This is a genomic window from Bartonella sp. AU15XJBT (genome assembly GCF_028618615.1).
In the GTDB taxonomy this organism is placed as follows: Bacteria; Pseudomonadota; Alphaproteobacteria; order Rhizobiales; family Rhizobiaceae; genus Bartonella.
In genome coordinates, this window is record NZ_JAQITG010000006.1 from 1 (window position 1) to 17,602 (window position 17,602).

The window sequence follows — 17,602 nt, forward strand, 5'->3', positions numbered from 1 at the left end:
TGGTGAGATTGCTAAGGGTTCAGGTGATGCGATCACGGGTGATCAAATTAATACAATCTCTCAGAATATTGCAGAATTTTTAGGGGGTGATGCATCATTTGAGAATGGCACTTTTAAAAAACCGATTTATAATTTATCCAGTATTACTAAAGATGGAGTGAGTTCACCGACTGCCTTTACTAATGTTGGTTTAGCCTTTGAAGGACTTGATAAGAATATCAAGACTGTGAATGATCGTATTAAGGAAGTCTCAGAGGGCGTTGCGCATGATTCCTTATTGTGGAATGATGACGCCAATGCCTTTGTAGCGCGTCATGAAAAGAAGCAAGAAGAAAAAGGCAGAGCTGTAGCAACTCAAGAAAACAGCAAGATTACATTTCTGCATGCTGGAGATATTACTGAAAGTTCAACCGATGCAGTCAATGGCTCACAGCTTTATTCCATGAATAAGACAGTTGCGACGTATTTCGGTGGAGGTGCTGGGTATAACGACGCAGGTGAATGGAATGCTCCAAAATTCACGGTTACAACAGTCAAAGATGATGGCAACTCTGAAGAGAAGAGTTATGGAAATGTAGCTGAAGCTTTAGCGGGTGTTGGCACTTCCCTCACAAATGTAAAAAATGAGATTACCAATGAAATTGCCAATGTGAAAGGCGATAGCCTTGTTAAGTTTGATGAAAAGGCAAATCTGATCAAGATTGGTGGCGAAAAAGAAGGTACGAGTATCAGTATTTCGGATAAGGATAGAGGGGATAGAACGCTTTCCGGTGTGAAAACAGCAACGAAGGACAATGAAGCCGTTAATAAAGCGCAGCTTGATGAGAACGTGGATAAACTTTCTAAAGATATTGAAGATGTTCGTTCTGTGGCGGTTTTTTATGATTACGATACAGAAGAGGATTCAGAAGAGATCAATCCACTTATGAGATCAGCGCGTAAAGCGAAACAAACCAGTGTGACTTTTGGAAATCCAAAGGAAGGCACTGTTAGTTTGCGTAATGTTGGAAATGGTAATATTGCCAAGGATTCAAATGAAGCAGTAAATGGTTCGCAGCTTCATTCATTAGGCGATAAGGCTGCGACATATTTAGGTGGTAGTGCAACATTTACAGAGGGTGTTTTTACCGCTCCGACTTATAATATTTCTAATATTACTGACGATGGTACGGCAACAGAAAAGTCATATAGCGATGTTGGTAGTGCGTTTGCTGGTCTTGATACGAGTGTCAAGAATGTGAATACTCATCTAACGAATGAGATCAAAAATTTTAATGAAAAACTAACGAATATTACGCAAGAAGTCCAAGGTGATGCCTTGTTATGGAATGAAAGTGAAAAAGCGTTTGTAGCCTTGCATGGGGATAAGGAAAGCAAAACAAGCAGCAGGATCACATCACTTGCGGCTGGTTCTATAGCATCAGGCTCGAGCGATGCGGTTACGGGTGGACAGCTTCATACTATTACAGATGATTTATCAAAGATTTTAGGTGGTACTGTATCCTTTGATGGTGAAAGCTTTAAAGGACCAAAGTATGACTTATCGACAGTTTCTAAAGATGGTAAGGTAGATGACAAAACCTATGAGGATGTTGGTTTGGCCTTTAAAGGACTTGATGATAATATCCAGATTGTGAACGATCGTATTAAGGAAGTCTCAGAGGGCGTTGCGCATGATTCCTTATTGTGGAATGATGAAGCCAATGCTTTTGTAGCGCGTCATGAAAAGAAGCAAGAAGAAGGCAGAGCTGTAGCAACCCAAGAAAACAGCAAGATTACATTTCTTTTAGATGGTGATGTTTCTAAGGATTCGACAGATGCTATTACAGGTGGTCAGCTTTATTCAATGAGCAATACGCTTGCGACCTATTTTGGCGGTGGAGCTGAATATAAGGATGGCCAATGGACAGATCCTAGCTTCAAAGTTAAGCAAATCGGCTCTGATGGCGATATTGGTGAGGAGTCCTATAACAATGTAGCAGATGCTTTATCTGGTGTTGGATCTTCTTTCAAGAGTATTCATGATGAGATTAGCACTATGATAAGTGATAGCCTTGTGAAGCAAGAAGACAAAACTAATCGTATTACTGTTGGAGCAGAAACAGGTGGGGGTGAAATCAATATAGCCAACAAGAATAAAGAAGATCGGACTCTTTCTGGTGTAAAGAAAGCAGAGAATGATAATGAAGCTGTTAATAAAGGTCAGCTTGATAAAAGTTTAAAAGATCTTTCTGATAATCTTCAATCTGATGAATCAGCCGTTGTTCATTATGATAAAAAAGATGGAGAAAATGGCGGCATTAATTATACAAGTGTGACTTTGGGTAAAGGTAAGGATTCTACAGCTGTGGGTCTCCATAATGTTGCGGATGGTTCTATAGCATCAGGCTCGAGTGATGCGGTTACGGGTGGACAGCTTTATACACTAGGGAGCAGTGTTGCAAAGTCTTTAGGAGGAGAAGCTAGCTATGAGAGTGGCAAATGGGTAGCCCCAAGCTTCAAAGTTAAGACAGTTAAAGAAGATGGCAGTGCTGTTGAAGAGAGCAGCTATGATGATATAGTTTCAGCCTTTGCGGGAGTAGGTACGTCTTTTGAGAATCTTCAAAAAGAGGTTACTCAAAGCAATACGGAGGTTACTGAAAATATTAAGCAGAATGCACTATTGTGGAGTGATAGTGCAAAAGCGTTTGTAGCGCAGCATGGAGAAAAAGATGGTGAAAAGACAAACAGCAAGATTACCTCTCTTCAAAATGGAGAGATTTCTGAACACTCAACGGATGCGGTTACGGGTGGACAGATTTATTCATTGAATAAGACGGTTGCTTCATATTTTGGCGGTGGTGCTGGATATAATGATAAGGGAGAATGGGCAGCGCCAAGTTTCAAACTTAAAACCATTAATTCAGATGGCACTCCTAGTGAAGAGAAGAGTTATGATAATGTAGCAGATGCCTTTGCTGATGTTAGCAGCTCATTCACGAATATTAAAAATGATATTACTAATGTAGTAAGCGATAGCCTTGTTAAGCAAGATGCCGAAACAAAGGTTATCAAAATTGGTGGCGAAAAAGATGGTGCTGCAATCACTATTGCCGATAAAGACAGTAAGAGTCGCACTCTTTCTGGCGTGAAGGAGGCAGAACAGGACGATGAGGCAGTTAACAAGGGTCAGCTTGATAAAAATGTAACGAAACTTTCTGATGAAATTAAAGAGGTGCGTTCAGCTGCAGTTTTCTATGATTATGATGAGGAAGAAGCTTCAGATGACGTCCGCGGATTTACAAGATCAGCTCGTAAAGTTAACAAAGATAGTGTGACTTTTGGAGACCCAAGTAAAGGTCAAGTTGCATTACATAATGTTGCCGATGGTAAGATTGCCAAAGATTCTCATGATGTTATCAATGGTAATCAGATTGATGCAATCTCTCAGGATGTTGCTAAATTTTTGGGTGGTGATGCAAAATTTAGCGATGGCACGTTTACTGATCCCACTTATAAATTATCTAAGATTTCTACAGAGGGTAAGGTAGAAGAGGGCGAATTTAAAGATGTTGGTACAGCTTTTGAAGGGCTTGATACTAGTGTCAAGAATGTAAACCAGCGTATTAAGGATGTTTCTGAAAGTGTTTCTCAGGATTCTTTGAACTGGACAAGACTACAGGTGCCTTTGTAGCCAAGCATGGAGAAAAGGACGGTGAGAAGACAGCCAGCAAGATCACCTCACTTGCGGATGGCTCTATAGCATCGGGCTCGAGTGATGCGGTTAATGGTGGACAGATTTATTCTTTGAATCAGACGCTAGCCAAGTATTTTGGTGGTGAAATGAAGTATGAAGATGACGAATGGAGCGAACCAACGTTCACGCTTAAAACCTACAATGCAGATGGTACGGAAGGTGATCCACAGGAACATCATAATGTAGCGGAAGCGTTTGCAGGAATTGATAAGAATGTTCAGAACATTGTTAAAGACTTTAATGAAAAAGTCACGAACATCACAGAATCTGTGCAAGGCGATGCCTTGTTGTGGGACAAGACTACAGGTGCCTTTGTAGCCAAGCATGGAGAAAAGGACGGTGAGAAGACAGCCAGCAAGATCACATCACTTGCGGATGGTTCTATAGCATCGGGCTCGAGTGATGCGGTTAATGGTGGACAGATTTATGATCTGAATCAGTCTCTAGCGACGTATTTTGGTGGTGATGCTAAGTATGTTGATGGAGAATGGAGCCTTCCAGGTTTCAAGATAATGACTTTCCAAGAAGATGGCAGCTTTGAAGAGGAGGATTATGATAGCATTGCAGCTGCGTTTGCCGGTATCAATAAGGTTTTCAAGAATCTTCATAATGAGATTTCAGACAACATTGAGCAGAATGCGTTGTTGTGGAGTGATGATGCCGGTGCGTTTGTAGCGCAACATGGAGAAGAAGGTAAAAAGGACAACAGCAAGATCACGTTCCTTGCGGAAGGTAAGATATCAGAAGATTCAACGGATGCAATTAATGGTGGTCAGATTTATACTCTTCAACAGAGCTTTGCCTCCTATTTTGGTGGAGGAGCTGGTTATGATAAGGAAGGGAACTGGCAAGCCCCCACATTCTACGTTCAAGCATTCAATGAAGATGGTACGAAAGGTGATAAAGAAGAGCGTAAGAGTGTTTCTGAAGCATTTGATGTTGTTAATGACAGCATGAGCACAATCAACGATCGTATAAAAGAAGTTGAAAAGGATGTTTCTTCGAATGGTCTGAATTGGAATGAAAAGGAAGGGAGCTATGATGCGTCTCACGCTGATGATCAGGGGGTTAAGAGTCCTAGTAAGATTATCAATGTAGAGGATGGGAAAGTAGACGAAGATTCGAAAGAAGCAGTTAATGGAGGTCAGCTTTGGAAAACCCAGCAGATGATTACAGATCAGGTCAAGGATATTGAAACTAAATTTACGGAGGGCTCTGTTCAGTATGATAAAGATGCTGATGGTAACAAGACCAACAAAGTTACGTTGGTTGGTGGCGATGACAGTTCTCCAGTGTTAATAGACAATGTAGCGGATGGAAAGATTGAAAATGGTTCGAAAGAAGCTGTTAATGGAGGTCAGTTACATGATTACACAGAACAGCAGATGAAGACGGTTCTTGAAGATGCCAAAAAGTATACGGATAAACAAGTTTCTAATATTGTAAAAGATGGCGTTAATGAGGCTAATTCGTATACGGATATGAAGTTTGAGACGCTAAATTATGCTGTTGAGGATGTTCGCAAGGAAGCAAGACAAGCAGCAGCGATTGGTTTAGCGGTATCCAACTTACGTTACTATGATATACCAGGATCTTTAAGTGTTTCATTTGGTAGTGGTTTGTGGCGCAGTCAATCCGCATTTGCTATTGGGGCTGGTTATACATCTGAAGATGGAAATATTCGGTCGAATGTATCTATTACGAGTGCTGGAGGTCACTGGGGGATAGGTGCTGGAATTACTCTGAGGTTGAGATGATAATAGAAAAAATGGCTGCTATTGTAAAAAAGAGAAGTATGTTAATAAAAGTTCTGTTTGCTCTTGTCTTAATAGGCAAGAGCGAAAGCTTTGCTAACGAGAACAATAATATTTATACAGTGCATCCACCGCACTTATCGATACCTAGAGGAGAACCAGGTGAAACACGTCGAATTATTATGCAGTTTTATGACTGGACTTTGATTTGTGATGAAAAACAAAAGCTTAAGCAAGGTATATGTAATGTGACACAGACTGTTCATGATCAGGAAGGAAATACCGTTTTTAGTTGGTCTCTTGTTTCTACGACAAATGGTCAAGCAGTGATTCTTTTTCGAACATTACCAAATTCTGATATAAATGTTCCGATTCAAATGTTTGTGAAAGGTGTAAAAAAACCTGTTCTTATTCATTATACGCAGTGTAATGAAACGGTTTGTTTGGCACAATCACCAGTAGGGCCGGTTCTTACTAAACAAATAGAGCAGGACAATACAGTACGTATTTCCTATAAACTTAAAGAGGGAAAGGTATTTTCTTTTACTGTGCCATTTAAAGGATTAAACGCAGCGCTTAATTCTTTGCGCCCTTAGAAATTCATTGAGTATTTTTAACAAGAGACATTTTTTCATAAATCGTTGTGTTATATTTTTGAATGTAAATTATAAGGTGCAATAAGTGAGAAGTTTTATGTAATATGATAGAGAGGTGATTTATTCGAAAGAGTGGGAGTTTTATGAAGTTAAAGCCACAATGAGTGCTTTATATAATAGAAAATTAGGTTAGAGCGTTCCACAAATCTTAAGAGTGATGGCGTTAGTTGTTAGCAATAAAAAGTGATTAGAAATACTCAATTTTAAATAAATAGAAATATGGCTTCCTTACTAATAAGGAGCAGGCTAGGATTTTTTCGAAGTTTCATATGGCTTTTTAAAGCGGTCTGATTAAAGATTAATATTTTTCAATTGAAATATTATAATAACAAGTAAATTTATAATCCTAGAGAATTTTTTGAATGATAATTTTTCTTTGTATTCACGAGATAACGACTATCGTAATTATATTTTGTAGGACCATGAAGCTTTTATTCTAGCATAATCAAAGCCATTTTGTTGCATATAACAAACGAGGTTCGTTTGTGGATAACGCGATTGAAAAAATTTTTTTTTCTTATAAACTCTATCAATATATAGGTTGTTGCAACCTTAAGCGTTAGCAAAGAGTATGAAGGTACTGGTTTGTTACAATAGAGCTATACTTCGTGTGAATGATATAAAAATAGCATAATTTACAAAATTGATGTGAACGTAAACGATTAATTTATAGTTTTAAGTTCATAAAGAAAAGTATGACTTCACGGAAACATCAAAAGATTATACAAAATTTGAATGATACTAGCGTAGAAAATTTCGATGATAAGAAAAAAGGGAATGGTTTCTTGTATTTTATCATTTGATGCTGCATTGTTGCTTTATTTAGGAATGAGCAGAAGAGTTTTCGCGTTTATTTATTGGGGGAAACACTCAAGGGATAAGAGAAATGACCCCGTTAAATTATGGTTCAAAAGAGTCAAAGCAAGGAGAATTATACGATAGCAAAGCAAATCAATTGTATGATCAGTGTGAGAATGATAGAAATAATCGTTCTGCATTGTCACGAACAGAGGCATGCTCTATCCTTGTTGATATAAAGAGGCAACAGAGAAAAAGACATTGTAAACAGAAACAGGTTTTGATCCAATCGGAGACAGCTTTTGAGTTTTATAGTCAGACAATGATAGATGCTCAAAAAACAAAAAAACTCAAAGCGCCTTTTCTTAGACGGTTCTCTCAAGTAAAATCTCCACCTCTTTATGCGGCTCTTGATTTGGGAACGAATAATTGTCGTCTTCTTATCGCATCTCCTAGTAAACCTGGATATTTTCGTGTTGTTGATGCTTTTTCTCGTATTGTGCGATTGGGAGAAGGTTTAATAAATAATGGTTTTCTTAATACACAAGCTATGGATCGCGCGATTGAAGCGTTAAAGATTTGTCGTTTAAAGCTAAAACAAAGGCATATTAAGCGTTATCGTTTGATTGCAACGGAAGCTTGCCGTTCAGCAGAAAACGGTAGACATTTTATTCAGCGTGTTTTGGATGAGACAGGTCTTGAATTAGAAATTGTTGATCGGCAAACAGAAGCACGTTTTGCTGTTACAGGATGTAGTACACTTGTTGAACCAAATACTGAAGCAATTGTGCTTTTTGATATTGGAGGAGGATCATCAGAAATTGTGCTCCTTGATGTTTCTCAAAAGCGTTCTTTTCGTTTAGCTGGACAAATTACTGCTTGGACTTCTCTTCCTGTTGGTGTTGTTACGCTTGCTGAACGTTTTGGAGGGAATAATATTAGTTTAGATGATTTTGAAAAAATGAAAAGTTATGTGCGAGGGTTGTTAAATAATTTTTCAGATCGTCATAAATTAGGAGAGTTAGCGCAAGGATCGAAGTTTCATCTTTTGGGAACCTCCGGTACGGTTACGACTTTAGCAGGGATGTATCTTAATTTAGAGCGTTATGATAGGAGGAAAGTAGATGGCATTTGGATGGATGATGCAGATATTACTCTTATGACAAAACGCTTATTGTCATGGGATATAGAAAAACGTGTCATAAATCCTTTTATTGGGCGAGAGAGGGCAGATTTAGTTTTAGCTGGTTGTGCAATTTTAGATGTTATTCGAGAAGTTTGGCCAAGTCAGCGTTTAAGAGTTGCTGATCGTGGATTAAGGGAAGGAATTTTGATAGAGCTGATGTTACGCGATGGTGTGTGGTGTCGTCGTAGAAAGAGCAGAGATTTCAAGCGTTAAAGAATTAAATGTGGAGACAATGAATACAGATGAAAAAAACAACCAAAACCCCAACGGGTGGCTATGGAGGTTCAGGGTCACATGAATTATATCAGCGCGTAAAAAAGAAAACTGGAACCATTAAAGCTTCATCACGGCGATGGTTAGAGAGGCATTTGAATGATCCTTATGTTCATCAATCAAAAGTAGATGGTTATCGTTCGCGCGCGGCTTATAAACTCATTGAAATTAATGAGCGTTATAAGTTTCTGAAAAAAGGTCAAAAAGTTATTGATCTAGGGGCAGCACCGGGGGGATGGTGTCAGGTAGCTGAGCGCATAGTAGGATCAAGTGATGAAAAACCTAGTGTTGTTGGTATTGATTATTTGCATGTTGATCCATTGCCTAGAGTTGCGATGCTAGAAATGGATTTTTTACATGCAGATGCACCGCAGAAATTAATTGAAACTCTAGGAACAAAACCCGATGTGGTTCTTTCTGATATGGCGGCGCCAACAACAGGTCATCGTCAGACGGATCATTTAAGAACGATTTATTTATGTGAAGTTGCAGCTGATTTTGCTCTTTCGGTTTTGAAGCCTGGGGGACATTTTTTAGCAAAGGCCTTTCAAGGAGGAGCAGAAAATACTCTTCTCGCAATGTTAAAACAGCATTTTAAAAAAGTCTATCATGTTAAACCACCCGCAAGCCGATCAGAATCCGTGGAGCTTTATCTTCTAGCACTTGAATTTAAGGGAAAAACAAAAATACAAGAATAGCGCCTTCTTTTAAGAAGGCTTCACTTTACTTAACCTATTTAAATGGGATGACTTTTTTCTCAAAGAGTTATCAGCAATAGTGACAGTTTTTCTGTTATCAATGATGAAAAACTGGTAAAATTAATGTATTGCCTATAGAGGTAGAGAAAGTGATTCCTCAGTGAGTGCTTCCAATGAAATTTCTTGATCAAGCTAAAGTTTATATTCGTTCTGGTAATGGAGGTTCTGGAGCAGTATCATTTCGCCGTGAAAAATTCATAGAATTTGGGGGACCAGATGGAGGGAATGGAGGACGGGGTGGTGATGTCTGGGCTCTTGTTGTTGATGGGCTTAACACGCTGATTGATTATCGCTACCAACAGCATTTTAAAGCAAAAACAGGGGGGCATGGCAAGGGGCGTAATATGACGGGTGAGAAGGGTGATGATGTCATCCTTAAAGTTCCGGTTGGGACGCAAATTTTTGAAGAAGATAATACAACGTTAATCTGTGATTTAACACAAGTGGGACAGCGCTATCGCCTTGCGAAAGGAGGGAATGGCGGTTTTGGTAATCTTCATTTTACAACATCGACAAATCGGGCACCGCGTCGCGCAAATCCAGGTTTAGCTGGAGAAGAGCGTGCTATATGGCTTCGTTTGAAGTTAATTGCTGATGCGGGGCTTATTGGTTTACCCAATGCCGGAAAATCAACTTTTTTAGCTTCTGTAACGGCAGCAAAGCCAAAAGTTGCAGATTATCCTTTTACCACTCTCCATCCTCATCTTGGTGTTGTACGAATTGATGGTCGTGAATTTGTTTTGGCTGATATTCCGGGGTTGATCGAAGGAGCCCATGAAGGGGTGGGAATTGGAGACCGTTTTTTAGGACATGTGGAACGTTGTCGGGTCCTCCTTCATTTGATTTCTGCTCAAGAAGAAGATGTTGCAAAAGCATATCAAATTGTGCGTCATGAACTTGAGGCCTATGGAAATAATCTAAGTGATAAAACTGAAATTGTCGCGTTAAGCCAGATAGATACGCTCACGATTGAAGAGCGTAAAATGAAGCAGGAAGCTTTGCAAAGAGAAACGGATCAACCTGTTATGATGTTTTCGGCTGTTAGTCGCGAAGGTTTAGAAAATGTACTGCGTGCTGGTGCACATATTATTGAGATGTCACGCAAAGAGGAGATGGGTGGGGATAGCAGGATTGATTGAGATGGCTGTTGGATTGCAAAAACTCACACACTATAAACGTATCGTGGTCAAGATTGGATCTGCACTTTTGGTTGATCCTCAGACAGGTTTACGCGTTGAATGGCTTAAAAGCTTGATTAATGATGTTGTTGAATTGCACAAAGGAGGCGTAGAAATATTATTGGTGTCTTCAGGCGCTATTGCGCTAGGAAGGACATTGCTACAGCTTCCTAAGGGAGCTTTGAAATTGGAAGAAAGTCAGGCATGTGCTGCTTTGGGACAAATTGAATTAGCGAAAACCTATGGTGATGCGCTTGCACAACATGGGCTCAAAACAGGTCAAATTTTGCTCACTTTATTTGATACGGAAGAGCGAAGGCGTTATCTCAATGCACGTGCGACGATCAATGTGCTTTTACGTTTTGGAGCAGTGCCTGTTATTAATGAGAATGATACTGTCGCGACGAATGAAATTCGTTATGGTGATAATGATCGTTTAGCTGCACGTGTGGCAACAATGATGGGCGCAGATCTTTTAATACTCTTATCTGATATCGATGGTCTTTATACAAAGTCTCCCCATTGTGATCCGACGGCTGAATTTATTCCTTTTGTGGCGTCCATTACGCATGATATCGAAAAAATGGCAGATGTTGCTGCTTCAGAGTTTTCGCGGGGAGGAATGAAGACCAAGCTTGATGCTGGAAAGATAGCGAATGCTGCTGGAACGGCGATGATTATTACTTCAGGCAAACGTATGAATCCCCTTGCGGCGATTGACAAAGGTGAACGCAAGAGTTTTTTTGCGGCCGGTGAGAAATCTGTTAGTGCTTGGAAAACATGGATTTCTGGTCATTTAGATCCGTCTGGTATTTTGACGATTGATCAAGGAGCCATTAAGGCTCTTGAATCAGGAAAATCATTATTAGCAGCAGGGGTTATTGCTGTTGAGGGAAATTTCCATCGTGGGGATACGGTTGCTATTGTTGATATAAATGGGGTTGAGATTGCGCGTGGACTTGTAAGTTATGGCAAAGATGAAGCTGTACGCATTATAGGGCGTAAAAGCGAAGAAATAGAATCTATTCTTGGGTATGAGGCACGCTCTGCTATGGTGCATCGTAATGATATGATTTTACGCTGCTTGACCAATTCTGTTTAAAAAAGTTACTTTGGTTTTATTGTTTTGGTAGAGTGAATGATACGATGACTTTAGAAGAACAAATGAAAGATATGGGAAAAAAAGCACGTTTTGGCGCTGCAGCTTTGGCTGTTGCTTCTTCTGAGCAAAAGAACAATGCGTTGGAAATGATCGCTTTAAGTCTAGAGGCTCACTCAGATGAAATTTTACGGGCGAATTGTTTGGATTTAGAGAAGGCTGCTCAGAATAATTTGAAAGCCGCAATGGTTGATCGGCTCAAATTAGATGAATTGCGTTTGGGTGCAATGATAGATAGTGTTCGCCAAGTTGCTCGTTTATCTGATCCGGTTGGGCAGGTCATGAGTGCGTGGACACGCCCCAATGGGCTTCATATAAGTCGTGTACGGACACCTCTTGGTGTGATTGGTATTATTTATGAGAGTCGCCCAAATGTTACAGTTGATGCGAGTGCTTTGTGTTTAAAAGCGGGTAATGCCGCGATTTTGCGCGGTGGTTCGGATAGTTTTCATTCTTCACATGCTCTTCATCGTGCATTAGTACAAGGTTTGGAGCGCGCTGGTTTACCGAAAGATGCAATTCAAATGGTTGCAACGACAGATCGTGCTGCCGTTGGGGAAATGCTCAAAGGATTGGATGGAGCGATTGATGTGATCGTGCCACGTGGTGGAAAGAGTCTTGTTGCGCGCGTTCAGTCTGATGCACGTGTTCCAATTTTTGCCCATTTAGAGGGACTTTGTCATATTTATATTGATAAATCAGCAGATTTGGATATGGCGCGCAATATTGTTTTAAATGCGAAGTTGCGTCGGACAGGGATATGTGGTGCTGTTGAGACAGTTCTCATTGACAACGAGGCATTAAAAAAGTTTCTTCCTGTTTTGACTGCTTTACAGGAGAAGGGGTGTGAAATCCGTGCCACAGAAGATATTGTATTTCTTCTGCCAGATGTGAAATTAGCCTCTGAAGAAGACTGGTCACATGAATATCTTGATGCTATTCTTTCTGTTAAAACGGTTGAAGGGGTTGAGGGAGCCATTTCTCATATTAAGCGTTATTCATCAGGACATACGGAATCGATTATTGCTGAGGATATGGAAGTGGTGAAGAATTTTTTTAATCATTTGGATTCAGCTATTTTATTGCACAATGCGTCCACACAATTTGCTGATGGAGGTGAGTTTGGTTTTGGAATGGAAATTGGTATCGCAACAGGAAAAATGCATGCACGTGGTCCCATAGGTGTTGAACAGCTGACATCATTTCAATATCATGTTAAAGGAAATGGTCAGGTTAGAGCTTGAAAAATCCATTTTTTCCATGGAAAAATCGTATGCCACCTGTTGAAAGATCCAATGTTGTGGGTCTTTTTGGTGGTTCCTTTAATCCGCCGCATGCGGGGCATCTTCTTGTTGCAAAAATTGCTATTCGTCGTTTGCATCTTGATCAGTTATGGTGGATGGTTAGTCCAGGGAATCCTTTAAAGGATTGTACACAGTTGCTTCCTTTAGAGGAGAGGATGCAATTAAGTTTTAAGCTTATTGATCATCCGAAAATTCGCTTAACAGGTTTTGAGCAGGCTATAGGGAGCAAAGTATCAGTCGAGACGATTTTTCATATTCTGAATCATTACAGTGGCGTAAATTTTGTATGGATTATAGGTGCAGATAGTTTTACAACGATTCATCATTGGTATCGATGGCGTGATATTGTCTCTATGCTTCCTATTGCAATTATTGACCGTCCTTTAGGCAATAAGTCAGCTCTCTCTTCTCCTATGGCACACATTTATCACCAGTTTCGTTTGGATGAGAGAGAAAGTGAGCGATTACCTTTTATAAAACCACCAGCTTGGACTTATTTGCATGGACCTTTATCTTTTCAATCTTCAACAAACCTTCGTTTGAAGAAGAATAATTTTTCTTGAACAATTTATAAGATTCTGCTTCTCTTTAGAGAAAGCTTTTTTACATTCTACAACAATAAGAAAGGAATATTGATCTGAAAAACGTTGTACAAAACCACTCTTACGATATGATGCCCTTAACAGAAAAAGAAGTTTTTTCTGTTAAGGAGAGTCTGGAAATTATTCTCAAGAGTTTAGAAGATACAAAAGCAGAAGATATTGTTGCTATTGATATTCAAGGGAAGTCATCTTTGGCTGATTATATGGTCATAGCTTCAGCAAATTCCCAGCGTCATGTATCTTCTATTGCTGATCATTTGTTACGCATTTGGAAAGACAGTGGGCAAGGCCTTGCACGTGTAGAAGGGCTTTCTGGAGGTGATTGGGTGTTAATTGATACAGGTGATATTATCATTCACCTTTTTCGTCCGGAAATTCGTCTTTTTTATAATTTAGAAAAAATATGGATGGCTCCAGATTTAAACAATACAACATCGGTTCTCTTCGGAGATCATTAAAATGCAAATTTCTATTTTTGCGGTTGGTCGTATGAAAAGTGGAGCAGAGCAAAAATTGGTTCTGCATTATTTGGATCGTTTTTCTAAAAGTTCTGGAGCTGTAGGATTTCATTTAAAAAAGTTACAAGAGATACCAGAAAGTCGTGCTCAAACAGCGTGTCAACGTATGGAGGAAGAGGGAAGAAAACTTATTGAATTTTTACCTGAAAAATGTCGATTAATTGTGTTGGATGAGCGTGGAGAGTCGATTTCTTCAGCTGCTTTTGCTGAAAAATTAGGGTGTTATCGTGATGAAGGCATTCGAGATGTCATCATTGCTTTGGGGGGACCTGATGGGCATAATGAACAAATAAGGAATCGTGCTGATTTTCTTTTATCTTTTGGTTTTATGACGTGGCCACATCAAATTGCACGCATTCTTCTCACAGAACAACTTTACCGTGCTGTAACCATTGCAAATCATCATCCCTATCATCGTTTTTAAATATTTTTGTTCAATTTTTATCACTTATTTATATATTTATTAATATAGTTTTAGCCGACACCGTTTAAAGCATCTCTCGTGTATACGATGAGGTGTTATGGTTTTTGCAAATGAAAAAGCTTCTTCATAGAAAGATGCGATATTTATATGGGGAATGCGTGATATTTGTCATCCTGCTCTTGAGTATGTTTTTTTGCTTTTCTGCATCGCATGCGGAAGATACAATGAGGAGTACAGAAGTACATAAAGAATTGGGAGAAATTCGTCAAAATATTTCACTTTCGCGTGAGCGTGTTGTTTTTCTTACGCGTCAAGTTGAGAATTTAAAAAAAGATCAACGTGTTTTGAGTGATGCACTCATAAAAGCTGCTCAAGAAGAACGTAAAGTCGCAGATGATATTGCAGAAAGGGAAGAAAAGCTTGAAAAAATGATAGAAAAGCGGGTACAAGTCTATCAAAGTTTAAAAAGTCGTCGCACTGAATTTGCAGAAGTTCTTGCAATTTTAGAACGTATGGGATTAAATCCACCTCCAGCTCTTGTGATACAGCCAGAGGATGTGTTGGCTTCTATGCGCAGTTCTGTTTTATTAGGGGCTGTCATTCCTCAGATGCAAGAGAAAACACGAGATTTAACAGAGAAACTCAAGGAGTTGACCAATTTAAGCAATTCCATTACTATGGAATATACGGCATTAAAGACCAAACTGCAAAGTCAAGCAGAACAGCGAAAACGTCTAGAGCTTTTATTAGACAAAAAAAACAAACTACAAAAAAAATCAGAAAAAGAACTTACAGAACAGCAACAAAAAAATATTGCTCTTGCTAAAAAAGCGCAGTCTTTGGAAGAATTGATTTTAGAGCTTGACCGTCAGTCAAAACTTAACTCTGATTCATCAATACAGATACGGAAAAGTTTACAATTGTTAGAGCAATCCAATTTTGAAAGCCGAAAAGGTTCTTTACTTTTTCCTGTTTCAGGAAAAAGAATCCGATATTCTCATAAGAATTCGCAGATTACGCGTTTTGGTGAGACGATAGAAACAGAGTCAGGGGCTGTTGTTATATCGCCTGCGGATGCTTTTGTTGCTTTTGCTGGGCCATTTCGTTCTTACGGACAGTTAATCATTCTCAATGTTGGAAATGGTTATCATATCATTCTTACTGGAATGTCGAAAATTAATGTAAAACAGGGGCAGTTTGTTCTTTCAGGTGAGCCTCTGGGTATGATGGGGATGCAATTTATTGCAAATAGTGTTGCATTGGATATAGGAAAAGCTTCTCCAATGCTTTACATTGAGTTTAGAAAGCAGGGAAAGCCTGTAAATCCAACTCCTTGGTGGCAGACTGAAAAAATGAGAAGGAGCCAAAATGATTCGTAAAGTTATTCTTTTGGTCGCTGGGGTATTGCTCGGCGCCTGTTCAATGATTATGGTGCAGTCTGTTGCTGCAAATAATGAAGATAACGCCTATAAAAAATTGGCCATATTTGGCGATGTTTTTGAACGCGTGCGTAAGCAATACGTCACAGTTCCAGATGATAAAAAGCTTATTGAAAATGCTATCAATGGCATGCTTACATCACTGGACCCCCATTCATCTTATTTGAATGCTGAAGAAGCTAAAGATATGCGGGATTCTACGAAAGGAGAATTCGGAGGTCTTGGTATTGAGGTCACTATGGAAAAAAACTTAATTAAAGTTGTTTCACCGATGGATGATACCCCCGCTTCAAAAGCAGGTATTCTAGCAGGAGATCTTATTTCAAAAATTGATGATGTACAAACGAATGGTCAAACATTGAATGAAGCTGTTAATAAAATGCGAGGGGCTCCTGGAACACCAATTACTTTAACAATTATTCGTTCTGGCGTTGATCAGCCATTTGAAGTTAAAATTATTCGTGATATTATCAAGGTAAAAGCGGTGAAATATCGGGTTGAGGGCGACATTGGATATTTAAGAGTTATTCAGTTTTCTGAGCAGACATTAGGGAATCTTCTGGCAGCGATTAAAGATATCCAATCTAAAATTCCTGAAGATAAACTAAAAGGTTATGTTCTTGATTTGCGGCTTAATCCTGGTGGACTTTTAGATCAAGCTGTTAATGTTTCGAGTGCTTTTCTCAATAAAGGTGAGATTGTATCAACGCGTGGCCGTAAAAAGAGTGATGTGACGAGATTTGATGCGAAGCCAGGTGATGTCATCAATGGAAAACCACTCATTGTCCTTATTAATGGTGGTTCGGCAAGTGCTTCTGAAATTGTTGCAGGTGCCCTACAAGATCATCGTCGTGCAACAATTTTAGGGACGCAATCTTTTGGTAAAGGATCTGTTCAAACGATCATTCCTCTAGGCGAAGATGGTGCCTTACGTTTAACAACAGCACTTTATTATACGCCGTCTGGCACTTCTATTCAAGGAACAGGGATCACACCTGATATTATTGTAGAGCAACCACTTCCTGAAAAATATAAGGGTTATGATGTAAAAGTTGGTGAGTCCGCATTAAAAGGGCATATCAAAGGGAAACGAGAAAACAATAAAGGATCTGGTTCAGCTGCTTTTGTTCCGAAAGATCCTAAGGATGATATTCAATTGAATGAGGCTTACAAACTGTTACGGGGTGAGCTGGCGAATGCAGCATTTCCACCAGATCCCAATAAGGATATATTAAAGTGAGAAATGATATCGATAGCTTGCGCTTTTGAGGAATATAATGGATGCAGATGTTAACTTGAAGACTCTTCCTTATCGCAGATGTGTTGGGATTGTTGTCTTTAATCATGAAGGTAAAGTTTGGGTCGGGCGTCGTTTAATGACGCCTGCTCATGCGGATATTGAAATATCGCATCGTTGGCAGCTTCCTCAAGGAGGGATTGATGAAGATGAAAAGCCATTAGATGCGGCATATCGTGAACTTTATGAAGAAACGGGTATTCGATCTATAAAGTTGATTAAAGAAGCGCAAAATTGGTTCCACTATGATTTTCCACAAGAACTTGTTGGAAGCGCATTAAGCAACAAATATCGTGGGCAAATGCAAAAATGGTTTGCGTTTCAGTTTACGGGAGAGCTTTCTGAAATTGCAATTAATCCACCGCCAGACGGCAATAAAGCGGAATTCGATCAATGGAAATGGATTGATCTAGAAACCCTTCCTTTGATTGTTGTTTCTTTTAAAAAGCATGTTTATATGAGAGTTGTCAACGAATTTCGAGGTAGCCTTAGGTCATTATAAAAGCTATATGACTATGAG

13 protein-coding genes and 2 pseudogenes are annotated in these 17,602 nt (G+C 39.3%); all 15 read left to right on the plus strand.

The genetic code is table 11. The annotated features are described in order from the left end of the window. A pseudogene (locus PVV57_RS04085) lies at positions 1–3,673 on the plus strand (hypothetical protein); the annotation flags it as partial. Positions 3,674–3,714: 41 nt separating this feature from the next. Next, a pseudogene (locus PVV57_RS10510) lies at positions 3,715–3,804 on the plus strand (hypothetical protein); the annotation flags it as partial. Between the two features lie 18 nt (positions 3,805–3,822). After that, a complete protein-coding gene (locus PVV57_RS04090) occupies positions 3,823–5,493 on the plus strand; it encodes a YadA-like family protein (protein ID WP_273783520.1) in 1,671 nt (556 codons plus the stop codon). Next, positions 5,490–6,086 carry an invasion associated locus B family protein gene (locus PVV57_RS04095; RefSeq protein WP_273718116.1) on the plus strand — a complete coding sequence of 199 codons (597 nt, stop codon included), beginning with the start codon at positions 5,490–5,492 and terminating at the stop codon, positions 6,084–6,086. The genes PVV57_RS04090 and PVV57_RS04095 overlap by 4 nt, the downstream gene beginning before the upstream one ends. Positions 6,087–7,032: 946 nt before the next feature. Beyond that, on the plus strand, positions 7,033–8,343 hold the full coding sequence (locus PVV57_RS04100) for a Ppx/GppA phosphatase family protein (RefSeq protein ID WP_273783522.1): 1,311 nt from the start codon (positions 7,033–7,035) through the stop codon (positions 8,341–8,343). Positions 8,344–8,372: 29 nt separating this feature from the next. Further along, positions 8,373–9,101 (plus strand): RlmE family RNA methyltransferase, encoded by a 729-nt coding sequence (locus PVV57_RS04105; RefSeq protein ID WP_273718120.1) that lies wholly within the window; start codon positions 8,373–8,375, stop codon positions 9,099–9,101. Between the two features lie 173 nt (positions 9,102–9,274). Continuing rightward, on the plus strand, positions 9,275–10,300 hold the full coding sequence (obgE, locus tag PVV57_RS04110; protein WP_273718122.1) for a GTPase ObgE: 1,026 nt from the start codon (positions 9,275–9,277) through the stop codon (positions 10,298–10,300). A gap of 1 nt (position 10,301) precedes the next feature. Beyond that, a complete protein-coding gene (gene proB / locus PVV57_RS04115) occupies positions 10,302–11,441 on the plus strand; it encodes a glutamate 5-kinase (RefSeq protein ID WP_273718283.1) in 1,140 nt (379 codons plus the stop codon). Between the two features lie 44 nt (positions 11,442–11,485). Further along, positions 11,486–12,742 (plus strand): glutamate-5-semialdehyde dehydrogenase, encoded by a 1,257-nt coding sequence (locus tag PVV57_RS04120; RefSeq protein WP_273718124.1) that lies wholly within the window; start codon positions 11,486–11,488, stop codon positions 12,740–12,742. Between the two features lie 29 nt (positions 12,743–12,771). Then, positions 12,772–13,365, plus strand: coding sequence for a nicotinate-nucleotide adenylyltransferase (locus PVV57_RS04125; RefSeq protein ID WP_273718126.1), 594 nt, complete (start codon positions 12,772–12,774; stop codon positions 13,363–13,365). Positions 13,366–13,472: 107 nt separating this feature from the next. Then, complete coding sequence (gene rsfS, locus PVV57_RS04130; RefSeq protein WP_273718128.1) at positions 13,473–13,862, plus strand: ribosome silencing factor; 390 nt, start codon at positions 13,473–13,475, stop codon at positions 13,860–13,862. A gap of 1 nt (position 13,863) precedes the next feature. Beyond that, positions 13,864–14,346, plus strand: coding sequence for a 23S rRNA (pseudouridine(1915)-N(3))-methyltransferase RlmH (gene rlmH / locus PVV57_RS04135; RefSeq protein WP_273718129.1), 483 nt, complete (start codon positions 13,864–13,866; stop codon positions 14,344–14,346). Positions 14,347–14,480: 134 nt separating this feature from the next. Further along, positions 14,481–15,725 carry a murein hydrolase activator EnvC gene (locus PVV57_RS04140; protein ID WP_273718284.1) on the plus strand — a complete coding sequence of 415 codons (1,245 nt, stop codon included), beginning with the start codon at positions 14,481–14,483 and terminating at the stop codon, positions 15,723–15,725. Then, positions 15,715–17,025 carry a S41 family peptidase gene (locus PVV57_RS04145; protein WP_273718131.1) on the plus strand — a complete coding sequence of 437 codons (1,311 nt, stop codon included), beginning with the start codon at positions 15,715–15,717 and terminating at the stop codon, positions 17,023–17,025. Before PVV57_RS04140 ends, PVV57_RS04145 begins: the two co-directional genes overlap by 11 nt. Before the next feature lie 37 nt (positions 17,026–17,062). Continuing rightward, positions 17,063–17,584 carry an RNA pyrophosphohydrolase gene (locus tag PVV57_RS04150; RefSeq protein ID WP_273718133.1) on the plus strand — a complete coding sequence of 174 codons (522 nt, stop codon included), beginning with the start codon at positions 17,063–17,065 and terminating at the stop codon, positions 17,582–17,584. Positions 17,585–17,602: the final 18 nt, after the last annotated feature.